Origin of the sequence: Neobacillus muris, assembly GCF_943193175.1 — a bacterium.
In the GTDB taxonomy this organism is placed as follows: Bacteria; Bacillota; Bacilli; order Bacillales; family Cytobacillaceae; genus Neobacillus; species Neobacillus muris.
Map to the genome: position 1 here is coordinate 1 of NZ_CALPDF010000024.1, position 14,299 is coordinate 14,299.

At 36.6% G+C, this 14,299-nt stretch carries 12 protein-coding genes and 2 pseudogenes; 11 read left to right on the forward strand and 3 right to left on the reverse strand.

The features are described 5' to 3' along the window. Nucleotides 1-600: 600 nt before the first annotated feature. From NFS43_RS15195 to NFS43_RS15210, 4 genes and pseudogenes are all read left to right on the forward strand, one after another. Nucleotides 601-1,224, forward strand: a complete 624-nt coding sequence (locus NFS43_RS15195) for an HAD family hydrolase (RefSeq protein ID WP_251553093.1) — start codon at nucleotides 601-603, stop codon at nucleotides 1,222-1,224. Between the two features lie 37 nt (nucleotides 1,225-1,261). After that, nucleotides 1,262-1,468: pseudogene (locus NFS43_RS15200) on the forward strand (NUDIX hydrolase N-terminal domain-containing protein); the annotation flags it as partial. Further along, a pseudogene (gene tnpC / locus NFS43_RS15205) lies at nucleotides 1,466-2,131 on the forward strand (IS66 family transposase); the annotation flags it as partial. The pseudogenes NFS43_RS15200 and tnpC, both read left to right, overlap by 3 nt. A gap of 302 nt (nucleotides 2,132-2,433) precedes the next feature. Then, nucleotides 2,434-3,246 carry a MerR family transcriptional regulator gene (locus NFS43_RS15210; protein WP_251553116.1) on the forward strand — a complete coding sequence of 271 codons (813 nt, stop codon included), beginning with the start codon at nucleotides 2,434-2,436 and terminating at the stop codon, nucleotides 3,244-3,246. A gap of 452 nt (nucleotides 3,247-3,698) precedes the next feature. Here NFS43_RS15210 and NFS43_RS15215 read toward each other — a convergent pair whose 3' ends face one another. After that, nucleotides 3,699-4,898, reverse strand: coding sequence for an IS256 family transposase (locus NFS43_RS15215; RefSeq protein ID WP_251553124.1), 1,200 nt, complete (start codon nucleotides 4,896-4,898; stop codon nucleotides 3,699-3,701). Nucleotides 4,899-5,464: 566 nt separating this feature from the next. Here NFS43_RS15215 and vanR point away from each other — a divergent pair. The 5 genes from vanR (at nucleotide 5,465) to NFS43_RS15240 (ending at nucleotide 9,982) form a co-directional block, all read left to right on the forward strand. Continuing rightward, a complete protein-coding gene (vanR, locus tag NFS43_RS15220; protein ID WP_251553126.1) occupies nucleotides 5,465-6,163 on the forward strand; it encodes a vancomycin resistance response regulator transcription factor, VanR-F/VanR-M family in 699 nt (232 codons plus the stop codon). After that, nucleotides 6,156-7,268 carry a sensor histidine kinase gene (locus tag NFS43_RS15225; RefSeq protein WP_251553153.1) on the forward strand — a complete coding sequence of 371 codons (1,113 nt, stop codon included), beginning with the start codon at nucleotides 6,156-6,158 and terminating at the stop codon, nucleotides 7,266-7,268. The genes vanR and NFS43_RS15225 overlap by 8 nt, the downstream gene beginning before the upstream one ends. 101 nt (nucleotides 7,269-7,369) lie before the next feature. Beyond that, nucleotides 7,370-8,290 (forward strand): VanY-A/VanY-F/VanY-M family D-Ala-D-Ala carboxypeptidase, encoded by a 921-nt coding sequence (gene vanY, locus NFS43_RS15230; RefSeq protein WP_251553155.1) that lies wholly within the window; start codon nucleotides 7,370-7,372, stop codon nucleotides 8,288-8,290. Between the two features lie 121 nt (nucleotides 8,291-8,411). Then, nucleotides 8,412-8,897, forward strand: a complete 486-nt coding sequence (gene vanZ-A / locus NFS43_RS15235; RefSeq protein WP_251553169.1) for a glycopeptide resistance protein VanZ-A — start codon at nucleotides 8,412-8,414, stop codon at nucleotides 8,895-8,897. A gap of 212 nt (nucleotides 8,898-9,109) precedes the next feature. Further along, complete coding sequence (locus tag NFS43_RS15240; RefSeq protein WP_251553171.1) at nucleotides 9,110-9,982, forward strand: alpha/beta fold hydrolase; 873 nt, start codon at nucleotides 9,110-9,112, stop codon at nucleotides 9,980-9,982. Nucleotides 9,983-10,311: 329 nt separating this feature from the next. Here NFS43_RS15240 and NFS43_RS15245 read toward each other — a convergent pair whose 3' ends face one another. After that, on the reverse strand, nucleotides 10,312-11,718 hold the full coding sequence (locus tag NFS43_RS15245; RefSeq protein WP_251553180.1) for an MDR family MFS transporter: 1,407 nt from the start codon (nucleotides 11,716-11,718) through the stop codon (nucleotides 10,312-10,314). Between the two features lie 117 nt (nucleotides 11,719-11,835). Between NFS43_RS15245 and NFS43_RS15250 the strand changes: the two genes are divergently transcribed. Beyond that, the gene (locus tag NFS43_RS15250; RefSeq protein ID WP_251553195.1) at nucleotides 11,836-12,423 is read left to right on the forward strand and encodes a TetR/AcrR family transcriptional regulator; all 588 of its coding nucleotides are present in this window, start codon (nucleotides 11,836-11,838) and stop codon (nucleotides 12,421-12,423) included. A 110-nt stretch (nucleotides 12,424-12,533) separates the two neighbouring features. On the opposite strand, the gene NFS43_RS15255 is transcribed toward NFS43_RS15250, so the two are convergent. Next, nucleotides 12,534-12,860 carry a hypothetical protein gene (locus NFS43_RS15255; RefSeq protein ID WP_251553219.1) on the reverse strand — a complete coding sequence of 109 codons (327 nt, stop codon included), beginning with the start codon at nucleotides 12,858-12,860 and terminating at the stop codon, nucleotides 12,534-12,536. A gap of 379 nt (nucleotides 12,861-13,239) precedes the next feature. Here NFS43_RS15255 and NFS43_RS15260 point away from each other — a divergent pair, with 379 nt between their 5' ends. After that, nucleotides 13,240-14,178, forward strand: coding sequence for a ring-cleaving dioxygenase (locus NFS43_RS15260; protein WP_251553220.1), 939 nt, complete (start codon nucleotides 13,240-13,242; stop codon nucleotides 14,176-14,178). Nucleotides 14,179-14,299: the final 121 nt, after the last annotated feature.

Consider the following 14,299-nt stretch of genomic DNA (forward strand, 5'->3'; position numbering starts at 1 on the left):
TAAAAAATCAATACAAAATCAGGCTGGATCCAATAGCGGGTCCAGTTTTTTTTGTATGCCCAATATGCCCTCAATCCCTTATTCAATAAGGGTTCATAGCGTGTGCGGATGTTGTTCCAATCCCGTTTCAATACAGTTCGAAAGAATACGGAAAAGAAGAAAAGAAGCTATGAGAAAAGAGGATTTCTCGGTTTCTTTTCTCCCGTTTTTCTCTTCATTCCGTTCCCTTCAGGGAACATCTTTTTTACATAGTCAGAATATTCGATACAAGTCAGAGTAGAGAAAAGAGATGGAAAATGGGGAAATTCCTCTATTCTGGGGAAGAACTTTTTAGCAGAAAAAGGAAAGGGAAAAGAGGGTATGGAGCTTAGAGCTGCAAGGGTTTGAGGGGGATGGGGGATGAGAAGGGTTGGGGAAGGACTATAATACAGCTAAATATAATGATAAGAATGTATCTAATTGTTCTTTATCCATGTCTATCATTCTCCTGTTTTACAATCGAAAAATTCGATTATAGCTATCTGATATATTCGTTAAACAAATAATACTATATGGGATACAATTTAATCAAAGACATTTTTTTTATAGGGGTGATAAAGTATGTTCAATTATTTGATTTTTGATGTCGACGGAACGATCTTAGATACCGAAGCAGCAATATTAAAATCTCTACAAAAAGTGTTGGCACGTGAAGGTGAGGAATACGAAATTGAGGAATTGAGATTTTCTTTAGGAATACCAGGAAAAGAAACACTTCGAAGACTAAATGTGAATGATGTAGAACGTATTCATTTAGAGTGGGCGAAGGAAGTATTAGAATTTTCCGAAGAAGTAAATGTGTTTAAAGGGTTAGAAGAGATCCTAAAAGTTCTGTCAAATAAATCTGTCAAAATGGGTATTGTTACATCCAAAACACATCAAGAATTAAAGGATGAATTTGATCCATTCGGATTAAGCTCATATTTTCGATACACAATTAATGCTAATGATACCGAGAAGCACAAGCCACATCCTGACCCCTTATTAGCTTGTTTAGAAGGCTTAGGTGCTACTCAACGTGATGTCATTTACATTGGAGATTCAATCTATGATATGCAATGTGCAAAGAGTGCTGGGGTGAGATTTGCTCTTGCTTTATGGGGAGCTAAGACGGTAGATCGGTTTGAATCAGCGAACTATATATTAAAAGATCCGAAAGATATTTTAACTTTAATAAATAATTAAAACTATAAGTATTAATTTGATTCGGTGGTGAAGAGCAATGGAACCAAAATGGCTAGAATGGGCAAAACAGCTTCAATCAATTGCACAAGCAGGGCTAACGTATTCGAACGATATATACGACTTGGAAAGATTTGAAATGATTAGGGCCATTAGCGTTGAAATGCTGTCACTACATACGGGTGCTAGTAAGACTGTAATAAAAGATTTGTTTGCCAACGAAACAGGTTATGCAATTCCTAAAGTAACACGTGCTCGGTCTGCTCTTGAAACCTTCATTGAAGGATTTTCTGGAACGATTGTCTGTGACGGTTATTCTGCCTAGGGCAAAATAGAGGATGTCACCTTCGCAAATTGTTGGGCACATGTTCGCCGTTATTGGTTAAAAGCAGACAGTAAAAACGGGCAAATTGGAGTTAAATATTGCGATGATCTATTTCGACTTGAGAGGCAATTTAAACATTTGTCTCCAAGTAAACGAAGGAAAAAACGCAAAAAATACTCGAAGCCAATCGTTGATGAATTCCTTAACTGGGTTAAAAATGCGCCATTCTATAGCAAAAATGCACTTGGGAAAGCAGCTGAATACACGTTAAACAGAGTGAATGGCTTGAGAGCATTCTTGAGTGAGGGCCGAATTGAGATAGATAACAATCCAGCTGAGAACGCCATTCGTCCAAATGTGATCGGTCGAAAAAATTGGCTATTTTCTGTTAGCGAAGCTGGTGCAAAAGCCAATGCAATTTGTTTAAGTATGGCAGAAACGGCAAAAGCAAATAGTGTTGATTTCTATCGTTACTTGGAGAAGATAATGACGGATCTTCCCAATCTGGATATCTATCAAAATCCGGAAATTATCAATCAATACATGCCTTGGTCAAAAATGATTCAGGCTGCATGTAGTAAATAAATGCAATAAGCCGTAAATTCGCTTAAAAAAGTCGTGATTTACGGCTGTTTGTGGTTCGTACCGGAGGGTACACTTATTTTTTATATTTCGGGCTTACCTTACTGTTCAATAAAATGTATTCAACAAGCGGAAGCATTATAATAAGAAGCAATCACTACTTTTTATATTGAAATCATTGAATAAGACAATTGTGTTTTACTAATAGCTAATGGAAGATTTAAATAATATTTAAATAATATTTAAATGGTATTGACAGTGACGTAACGTTACAGCTTATCCTCTTAAAATAGGAGGTGAATAACTTGGATCAAAGAGAATATTACATTAATCAGTTTGCAAAGAGAGCATCTATTTCTGTCCGTACCTTGCGTTATTATGACAAACGAGGGTTGTTGGTTCCTTCAAAATACGATGAATCAGGGTACAAATTATATACCGATGAAGATTTTACAAGACTACAATTTATATTGTCTTTTAAATTTTTGGGCTTTTCATTAAATGAAATACAAGAAATTTTGTCTCAGTATTCAGAAGGAATACAAGAAAGACTTGGACAACAAAAATCAATGATGATGGGAAGGCGTATTCAAATTGATCAAATAATTGAAACGATTGAGGAAGTTGAAAAGTCCCTTCAATCAGGTGAATGTAACTATGAGTTAGTAACAAAGTTGATCCAAGTAACAAAAATGGATTTAAAGCCAGAATGGGTAAATAAATATCTAAGCAAGAACGAGCGCCAAACAATGAGAGAAATAGCTAAAGAATCGTATTCAAAAGAAGCGTTACAGAAATTAGTTTCAAGAGGATGGACAGAAGAAGATCATAAACAGCATTTAAATAAGTATCAGTATTTTAGAAAAATACTGACAAAACTTGTTAATGAGGGATACTCGCCTGAAAGTACCACAGCACAAGAATTAGTTTCGTATTTACAAGAAATGAACAAAAGTTATAGCAAAGATGACCCTGAAATTAGAGAAGGTATGAAGAAATCTTGGGGAAAGTTTAATTCATTACCTGATAATGAAAGGCCAAAAACGTATAATATACCCGATAGAGAAAGAGAGTTTATTATAGAGGCCAGTAAAATTTTCTATTCGAAGAAAAAATAAGGTTTTCCTATACAATAATTTAAATTAGCTAAATGGAGCTTTAGCTGACAGAATAATGACTGTGATTAATTATTGCTTTACTGAACAGTACAAGAATACTGTGTAGTAAAACGACATCTATTTGCGCTGACTTTGTGAAGAGGTGTACTTAAAGTAACGGGGACTTTAACACAATAAGAAATAACTGGAAGAGCCGGGTCTGTGGAAAATCTTGTGTAAGTAATATTTGACAATCTTTGCAAGGCAAGAATAAATAGGTATAAAAAAACATCATCTGTCAAAACTAATATTGGCTTTTACCATAAAACAGGATAGGGCAATGCAGAAGTGCAACCCGAGCGGTTCTATGGTTTTTACCCTAAAACGGACGTATTTATACTGTCCGTTTTTTGTGTCTGTTTTAGGGAAAATAAAAGCGATAAACTTCAGGGGTTTGGGGACAGAGTCCCCAATTATGATGTTTGGTTCAAAATCTCTAGCTGGCTCAAGATCATGTCCCAATTACGGTAACGCATGGTCCATTTCTTTGTAATATTTTGTGAAGCCAAATAAAGCATTTTCCTTAAGCTATCATCATTGGGAAAGATAGACTTTGTCTTTGTTACTTTTCTAAATTGGCGGTGTAGCCCTTCAATAATATTCGTAGTATATATTATTTTCCTAATTTCCGGCGGATATGCGAAGAAGGTAGCCAAAATATCCCAGTTTTCTTCCCATGACCTAATTGCTGATGGATACTCTTTGCCCCATTTTTCCTTAAATTCGATAAGTCTTTTTAAAGCAGATTCCTCGTTGATTGAGGTATATATCTTCTTCAAATCAGCGACAAACTCTTTTAAATGTTTATAAGAAACATACTTGGTGCTTGAACGGATCTGGTGAATGATACAACGTTGAATACCGGCAAAAGGATACACCGCTTGAATGGCTTCTCTAAAGCCTGTAAGCCCATCTACACAGAAGAGATTAACGGTTTTTACCCCTCTGGTTTTCAAATCGTTCAACACACCTAACCAAAACTTACTGCTTTCATTTCCTCCAACCCAGATTCCTAGTATTTCTTTATATCCTTCATTGTTAATTCCTAAAACAACATAGGCTGCCTTCGAGACGATTTGATGATTATCTCGAATTTTATAATGTATGGCATCCATGAAAACAAAAGGATAATAGGCTTCAAGCGGACGATTATGCCACTCATTGACTTGTGGCATAATTTTTTCGCTAATCTTACTAACTAACTCAGAGGAAATTTCAATGTTATAAAGATCTTTTATTTGTTCCTGGATATCTCTTGTGGACATACCATGAGCGTATAGTGACAGTATTTTTTCTTCCAGTCCGTCCATATTCCTTTGATATTTGTCCAAAATTTGTGGCTCGTACGAGCCATTTCTGTCCCGAGGAACACTTACTTCAACCTCTCCAAATTGAGTTTTTAATTTCCGTTTAGTGGAACCGTTTCGGTAATTGCTTGGCCCATCACCATGGCGTTGGTGCTTTTCATAGCCTAGCTGCTCATCAATTTCACATTGGAGTACTTCTTCCAGGATATCAGCAAACATTTCTTTGATGGTGTCCATAATTTGATTAGTGCTTGTAAATTTTTCTTGTTTAACAATTTCTTTGATTAATTCCTTTGGTATTTTCATGTCGAAAAATCCTCCTTAGCAAGTATTATTTATCCTAATTCTTGCCAAGGAGGATTGATATCAAACCTATTTACACAACTTTTTCCGCACTGTCTGTGACAGCATTAATTATAACTTACAAAAAAGCTCCCTTCCTTAGATAAATTGAAGGATTCTTCAATAAAAATTACGTTCCATATCCGAAGGTTTTTCCGGCACTATTTCCGGCAGACCTTCGGTTTTTTATTCGAAAATCGGAAAAAGTCGCACTGCAAATCAATTTCAGTCCCATCTCCATTTCATTAGTATTCAATCCTAATCCATTCGTTTTTCTTTATTCTCGTTATCCAGTAAGGGTTCCGGCAGCCTCCTATTCCTTTTTAGTGTTTCTCTTCATTATTTTTATCCAGTTAATCATCAGTTTTTCGTTCAGTACCTTTCCATAGTGATTGAGCCAGCGTCTTGAATAAAAAAAGGAAATAATAGAAAATAAATTACAAGCTCTATTAAGAATTGGAAGGGCAGTTATATAGGTTCGATAAAAAATAAAAAATATCCAAAGCTAACTTGATATTGGAGTGGAATAGATGAAAAGTATATCAATTTTAATTGCTGATGATGAGGAGGAGATTGCTGATCTGGTTGCCATCCATCTAGAAAAAGAAGGATACGATTGTCTTAAAGTACATGATGGGCAGGAAGCCATACGTGTTATCCAGACGCAGCCCATTGATCTGCTCATTTTGGATATTATGATGCCGAAACTGGATGGATTTGAAGTAACCCGTCAGATTCGGGAACAATATAATATGCCTATCATTTTTTTGAGTGCGAAAACTTCTGATTTCGATAAGGTACATGGGCTGGTCATCGGGGCAGATGATTATATGACGAAGCCATTTACCCCCATTGAATTAGTCGCACGTGTAAATGCTCAATTGCGGCGCTTTATGAAGTTGAATCAGCCCAAAACAGAAGATCATAAGGCGATCTTGGAATTTGGCGAAATCGTGATTTCTCCTGAACAACGTACAGTCTTCCTTTATGGCGAAAACATCGAGCTAACGCCAAAAGAGTTTGATATTTTGTATTTATTAGCTAGTCATCCAAAGAAAGTTTATAGTGTAGAAAATATTTTTCAGCAGGTTTGGGGGGATGCGTACTTTGAAGGCGGCAATACGGTCATGGTGCATATTCGTACATTACGGAAAAAACTTGGGGAAGATAAGAGAAAAAACAAGTTGATCAAAACGGTTTGGGGAGTGGGGTATACATTCAATGACTAAATATATCCGCAGTTTTCGCTCCAAACTAATCGTATTATTTGGTTTAAGTATGCTTCTGGCTGGCATGCTAACTTACATACTTTTTAAAGGACTCCAGCTTTATTATCATACGATGGTTCGTCGTGGTGACTCCTTGGCCATCCTTCGTCAATTCATAGAACGTATTGGAGACTTAAACTTCTTTTTTATACTATTTATCTTACTATCGATACTATTTTTCTATTTACTCACAAAGCCGTATTCTGCCTATTTCAATGAAATATCAACCGGAATTCATTATCTCGCCCGCGGTAACTTTAAACATCGGGTTTATGTACAATCAAATGATGAATTTGGAGATGTTGCACAAGCGATTAATCTGGCAAGTGAAAAATTAGAAGAAGCCATCCAAAGAGGCGATTTTTCAGAAAACAGCAAAGAACAGTTAGTCGTAAATTTGGCTCATGATTTGCGTACTCCGCTGACTTCTGTTTTAGGATATTTAGATTTAATCCTTAAGGATGACAAGCTGACGAAAGAACAAGTCAGACATTTTTTAACGATTGCCTTTACAAAATCTCAGCGTTTAGAAAGACTGATTGATGAATTATTCGAAATCACTAGAATGAACTATGGCATGCTGCCAATCGATAAAAAGCAAATTGATTTATCTGAGCTTCTTCATCAATTAAAGGAAGAATTATATCCTATCTTCGAAAAGAATCATTTGATTGCCCGAATGAATATTCCCCCCCATTTACCTATTTGGGGTGACGGTGAGCTATTAGCCCGTGTATTTGAAAATCTTTTAACCAATGCCAATCGTTATGGATATGATGGTCAGTTTGTAGATATTAACGGATTTGTTGATGCAGGTGAAGTGGTTGTTCAGGTAGTTAATTATGGAGACCGTATTCCCCAGGAGGAACTTCCGTATCTTTTTGATATGTTTTATACGGGTGATAAAGCACGAACACATCAAGAAGATAGCACAGGTCTTGGTTTATTTATTGCAAAGAATATTGTGGAGCAGCATCATGGAACGATAACGGCCGAAAGCAGTTTAATACGAACTGTATTTGAAGTTCGTTTACCGCAGGAAAACGGACAAAGTGAACAGGTTTAAAATTTATCTATAGGATTTAAGAAAAATTTAAACTTTACCCTACTCTTTTTTTAAAAAGTTTTTCCTATTCTAGTATCTATCAGAATAAGGAGGAGCTTGAAATGAAGAAGTGGGGATTTTTTTTGTTTTTATTATTGTGTCTGAGTTTTGTAATAGTCAATAGAGAATCTTCTTATCAAGATAATGAAGAGGTTCAAAATGATGAAAAAAATAACAATGATCATTTAGATAATAGTGAGACCCCTGAAAGTTTCCGAACAATCGAGATTACAAAAGAACAGGTCTTTCAAGGGAATTTACTTTTGGTTAATACTGAGTATCCGGTTCACCAAGAGAGTATAAAATCAGATGTGGTTAATTTATTTACGCATAAAGAATTGACAATGGGATACGGGCTGCTGGATCACGAGATTAAGTTATCAGAGGACGTTGCAGGAAAATTTTCGGAGATGATAGCTGCTGCTGGAGAAGAGGGGGTCAGACATTTCTTAATTACTAGCGGCTTTCGAGACTTTGATGAGCAAAGTGTACTTTACCAGGAAATGGGGTCTGACTATGCCTTGCCTGCAGGCTATAGTGAACACAATTTGGGTTTATCACTAGATGCAGGATCTACTCAAATGAAGATGGATGCAGCACCTGAAGGAAAGTGGATCGAAAAAAACGCTTGGAAATACGGCTTTATTTTACGATATCCAAAGGATAAAACAGAAGTTACGGGAATTCAGTATGAACCTTGGCATATCCGCTATGTTGGTTTTCCGCACAGTGCAATTATGGAGGAAAAGAATTTTGCTTTAGAAGAATATTTAGAATTCCTAAAAGAACAAAAGTCCATTTCTACTACAATTCAAGGTGAAAAATATGAGATCTCTTATTATCCTGTAACCAAAGATACGACGATTCATGTGCCTTCCAATCTTCGCTGGGAGTTATCAGGAAACAATATGGATGGTGTAATTTTGACAGTGTTTCTGGGTGCAGCACATACGGATCGCAAGGAGATAAGGATGGCGGAATGAAAAAAGACCTACTTAACGAACAGAACTAGCATTATTCAGGGTGACGCCAGCTTTTTAACATAAAAACGACGTTAGCTAGGACATCGGGTAACACTTAAACAAAAGAATTAGAGGAGATTAAATGAGAAAAAAATTATCTAGAGGATTGCTTGCTTTCTATTTAGTGACACTAATCTGGTTAGTGTTATTCAAAGTACAATACAATATTTTGTCAGTATTTAATTATCAGCATCGAAGTCTCAACTTGATTCCATTTGTTGCACATGGAAGTTCCAAAGAGATGGTAGATAATGTTATAATCTTTATTCCTTTTGGTTTGCTTTTGAATGTCAATTTCAAAAAAATTGGATTTTTAGCTAAGTTGGCTTATACACTGGTTTTAAGTCTTACTTTTGAATTTATTCAATTTATCTTTGCTATTGGGGCGGCAGACATAACGGATGTAATGACAAATACGGTTGGAGGCCTTCTTGGACTGAAATTATATGATTTGAGCAATAAGTATATAAATAATAAAAAATTAGACAGTGTGATTATCTTTGCAGGTGTACTTTTGCTCGTATTATTGCTCTATTACCGTACCCATTTAAAAATTAAATATTCTTAGTTTATTTACCTCAATGATCTACATTTAAATAAGGAAAATTGTCATTCCTCTACGCTGGGAAACCGTTGCTTTTAATCTTTAAGGAAAGTGTTGTAAAAAATTTTAATATTTGAAATAATTGTCATTGAACTAATAGGGCAGGTCAGCAGAAGTAGGATATTAATTTCCCTAGATTGAATTTAAAGAATCCAGAAAAGAGAGGTTTATAAATTTTGATAGAGTACAATGAATCATTTATTCAGTTACAAGGTAATCAAAAATTATCTTATATTAGTTACGGGGACACGAATAGTAATACTGTTATGTTCCTTCATGGTTTCGGTTCTTCGGCTAGTTCGATCCATCCTGATACAAAATTATTAGATAAATATAATATTCGTTTCTTTGCCATTAATCGCCCAGGTTATGGAGATTCAGATGTTGTGATGAAATATTCGATGGAGGATTTTGCTGATTCAATAAATGAATTTCTAATTGCTAAAGGAATCAAAAAGACTTCGATTATTGGATGGTCAGCAGGTGGATTATATAGCCAAGTTTTCACAGACAAATATTCCGAAAAAGTCACATCCCTTAACTTAGTTAGCAGTGCCATACCTCTAAATAGTAATGAAACCAATAGGATTCTGCCCTCGAATTGGAAAATGATTAAAAACATGAACAGATACATCCCTCTTATGACAAAATATTATTTTAAAAGTCTCAGCAAGAAAATGACCAAAGATTTGCATTCTACAATACAAGAATCTATAAAACAAATGGTCGAAGAGGACAAAAGAGTTGCAAATGACCCCATACTACAGCAGGCCATTATCAAAGGTGCTGTGGAAAGTTACCGTAATAGTGGTATCGGGGTATATTACGATGCTCTTGCATTATGCAAAAAAATGAATGACAAAAAGAGTCCTATTTTTAACGGAAAAATAAATATATGGCAAGGCGGCAAAGATACTATATGGACACCTGATACCTCAAATTTCCTTCGTGAAAAGTATTCTAATTCCACTTATTCCTTTGTCGATAATGAAGGTCACTTGCTTTATTTATCCCATTGGGATGAAATTCTTAAAAAGTCAATAAGCTAAACGGTGGCATTACTTCAATAAGAATCTTCCATGGAAAATGAAAAGAACTCAGAGTGGTAACCATGAGTTCTTAGTGTAAAACACTTATTTTGTGCGATTTTAACCGAATGCCAACCCCGTGCAAAGTTGAGTTTATAATAGGTTTGAACAAGTAGCTTTATATCAAGGTTTAAGGTAGTTTTTTTGGTTGGATTTCATGCCATTTTCACCATAACTAACCAAAGCTAATCAAATGGTTCAGTAAGATCTTAACTTTGCAATGGGTTTTATCATAAAACCATCTTCATGCCAGAACTCCAATTTGAACGTGATCATGGGAGACCCGAGGCCTATTTCTTCTTATTCGTTAAAAATAATGCTGGTATAAACATGACTGCTATCACAATAACGGATACTAAAAAGCCGATTTGGTAGCCATGAAGGATATTCGGCAATGTGGGTTCTAGTCCTGAGATGACCGTTGCCACGACCGTTGCTAATACAGCAGAACCAAAGCTTGATCCGACATTTTGAATAATCCGGCTGCCGATACTGGCCTGTGGAATTTGTTCTTTTTGAAGCCCTGTGTAAGCATCCGTCATTAATGGCATGGTAATTCCTCCAACACCAACTCCTCGAATAAATAACACAATCGCTATTAAAACAAAATTCGTTTTCTCGTCAATAAAGATAAAGGGAATGGAACCGAGCAGTGAGATGATAAGACTTACCATCACGACGAATTTTGCTCCAATTTTATCAATTAATTTTCCGATTGTCGGCCTTGCAACAAGCATTCCCAACCCTTGGGGGAACATAGCGAGTGCCGCTTCAATGAGAGTATATCCTCTTACATTTTGGAAAAATAAAGGCAGTAATAGCATCGGCCCATTTGTAGCAATACCAGCTAAAAACATCCCGGCTATTGAAGCAGAAAAACTTTTATGAGTGAATAGATGAAGCGGCATGACGGTTTTGTTCTTTTTTATATAATTATAAATGGCATAAATGACGGCCGTAACGATTCCAATTCCTACAAACAAAAAGGTTTGCCGGTTTTGAAAACTAGCAAAATGTGCTGCCCGAGTAATTCCATATATCACAGTGGAACTCATAATCGCCAGCAGAAGGATTCCTGCCCAATCCATTTTGCTGTCTGCATTAAATGGTTCAAAATCGTCAAGGCGTTTGGACACAAGAAATAGTGCAATTAAACCAACCGGAATATTAATGAAAAAAATCCAGCGCCATGTAGTTAATTGAATGATTAATCCACCAATAATTGGACCAAAAAGTGGACCAAGAATGATGGGTGTTCCAATCACAGCCATTAATCGCCCCAGTTTATCTGGGCCGGCAACTTTCATCAATAAAGTGGTCATTAATGGAATGATAATGCCCGCACTCATCCCTTGAAATATCCGAAACACTAGTAAACTTTCGAAGTTCCAGCTCAATCCGGAAAGCAAACTGAATAGAATAAAGCCCAGTTCAGCATAAATTAACACCTTCTTGCCGTTAAACTTATCCATAAGCCAGCCTGACACCGGCACAGCAACCGCAAGTGCTAATACATAACCCGTAATGATCCATTGAATCATTTCCAGTGACGTATGAAAATCCTTCCCAAATTGGTTGATCGCAATATTGACCATAGTAGTGTCAAGCATTGGCGCTATGGCAGCCACAGCGATTGCCCAAGCGGCACGCGTCACTTCTTTTGGAAGCTTTTCTTGTTTTATCTTTTCCTTTTCCACAGCAATCCTTCTTTCTATTTTAGATACAAAATGTATCTTATTTACCACGAGTAGTAATATACAACAAATTTTGATAAAATACAATGTGTATCTTAAGATTTTATTTGAGGTGAAAAAATGGCACAGCAAAGACGGCGTGGAAAAGAATTAAAAGAAGCGATTTATCAAAGCGCCCTTGACATACTAGAAACTGAAGGCTATAAAGCCATTACTTTTCAAAATATCGCTAAACGAGCACAGACAAGTCGTAGTGTTTTATATCGAGCTTGGTCATCGCCCTTTATCCTTTTGTATGAAGCGGTTAGATGGAAGACCTTTCAAAATGGGAATGGTAGTATAGGGGATGCCAGCTTTGACACAGGAAGCTTACGCGGGGATTTAATGGCACTTTGTCAATATTTCGTGAACAACTCACTTGCCTTTTCGTCTGAATTCTTGAAGGTCTTTCTGAATGAAATGATTGAAAATCCTGAAATCTCCCATCTGTCAGAGAAAATATCCGAATCCAACTTGCATGTCATTGGCAAGATTATTGAGAGAGCCATCATTCGTGGAGAAATCAAGCATGAGGTTAGTAACCTGGTCAAGTTGCTGCCTTTTGAGGTATTGCGTTATCATCTCGTTTTTATGAAGGATGATGAGGTTGATGATAAATTCATCGAGCAACTAGTGGATGAGGTCATGCTGCCAGCTATGACGAAATAGCTGATTGATGGACTCTGCGAAAGAGCCGCCGAATGGGGTGAAAAATATCAGAAGGCTCCTTTGATTGTGGGATTCTTCTGATATTTATCACATTCCCTAATTTCGTTCAATTATTTTTTTAGGACTCCTTGAATAACTAAAGTAATCCCGGTTAAAAAGTGAAATATCATTCCTACAACAGGAATAAATCCAATTATATTTCCAATTATACCTAAAATGTGACCGGATTTTGTGCGATGAGCATTTGATGAGAGAATGACACCTGCTATATGAAGGATAAAGAGTATAATGAGCGGGCTCCATGCATGAGCCAAAATGATGGCTCCCCCTAAAATGGGAATACCAAAAAATAATTCCACCAAACCTATTCCTATTTTGTACCACCTATTAACTGAATCCAATTCGATCTCTCCTTTAATAGAAACTGTTTCGTTCATTTCGTAAATCTTTATAAGACCTCCTTTTTCAATATGTCCTTCTCTTTTAATTATATGATGAAATATCTTTCCTTGGCTGCCATTAAGTATGTATGATGAAATTTTTAATAAGAAAATGGAGTTGAGAATCCGTAGAGGGCGGGAGACATTTAAATATATACTAATAGATGGGTGTCGTGTCGTAAATAAAAAAGGTTATTGACAAATGAGTTTATAAACCATATAATTATCTCGAATTCAAGATAAATTAATTCGAGATTTTGAGTGAGCTGAACTTTTAAATCAGCTTAAGAAAAAGATACCTTTAACTGGATTTTTTTTAAGTATATATCTCGAATTCGAGATAAAATAACAGAGGAGGATTTAAGGAGTGGTTAAAATGAGCAAGAAAACAATGGGTATTCACCATATAACGGCAATTGTCGGCCACCCGCAAGAGAACGTGGATTTTTACGCAGCCATTTTGGGTCTGCGTTTAGTCAAGCAAACAGTAAACTTTGACGATCCAGGTACTTACCACCTCTATTTTGGGAATGAAGGCGGAAAACCTGGAACCATCATCACATTCTTCCCATGGCCAGGTGCTCGTCAAGGAATTATTGGTGACGGCCAGGTAGGTGTTACATCCTATGTTGTTCCGAAGGGTGCTTTTGAATTTTGGGAAAGGAGACTGGAAAAATTCCATGTTCCTTTTACTAGAATAGAACGATTTGGAGAGAACTATTTAGTGTTTGATGATCCTCACGGGCTTCATCTTGAAATCGTGGAGAGAGAAGAAGGTGAAACCAATAGCTGGACTTTTGGCGGCGTAGCACCTGAAGTCGCTATTAAAGGTTTTGGCGGGGCCACTCTTTTCTCCACACAGCCTAATAAGACAGCAGAATTGTTAGAAAATGTAATGGGGCTGGAGCTGGTTGGCAGGGAAGGGGATTTTGTCAGGTACCGTTCAATTGGCGATATCGGCAATACAATCGATGTTAAATTAACTCCTGGAGGTCGTGGACAAATAGGAGTGGGGACTGTACACCACATTGCATGGCGGGCAGTGGATGATGAGGATCAATTGGATTGGCAAAAGTATGTGGCAGCGCATGGTTATGGTGTCACTCCTGTAAAGGACAGAAATTACTTTAATGCCATTTACTTCAGAGAGCATGGGGAAATCCTGTTTGAAATTGCTACCGATCCTCCAGGTTTTGCTCATGATGAATCGAAAGAGACAATGGGAGAAAGATTGATGCTGCCATCACAGTATGAGCCGCATCGAGAACAAATTGAAAGAGTATTATTACCGGTTAAAGTAAGAGAACTGGACTGATTTTTCGGATTAAGAGTAACCGTAACAATAGTGAGGCACATGAAAATTTCATGCGCCTGTTTTTTTCACTGCTATTGGTATGGTTTTCATCAAGCTTTATGCTTTAAATGAAAGACATTAA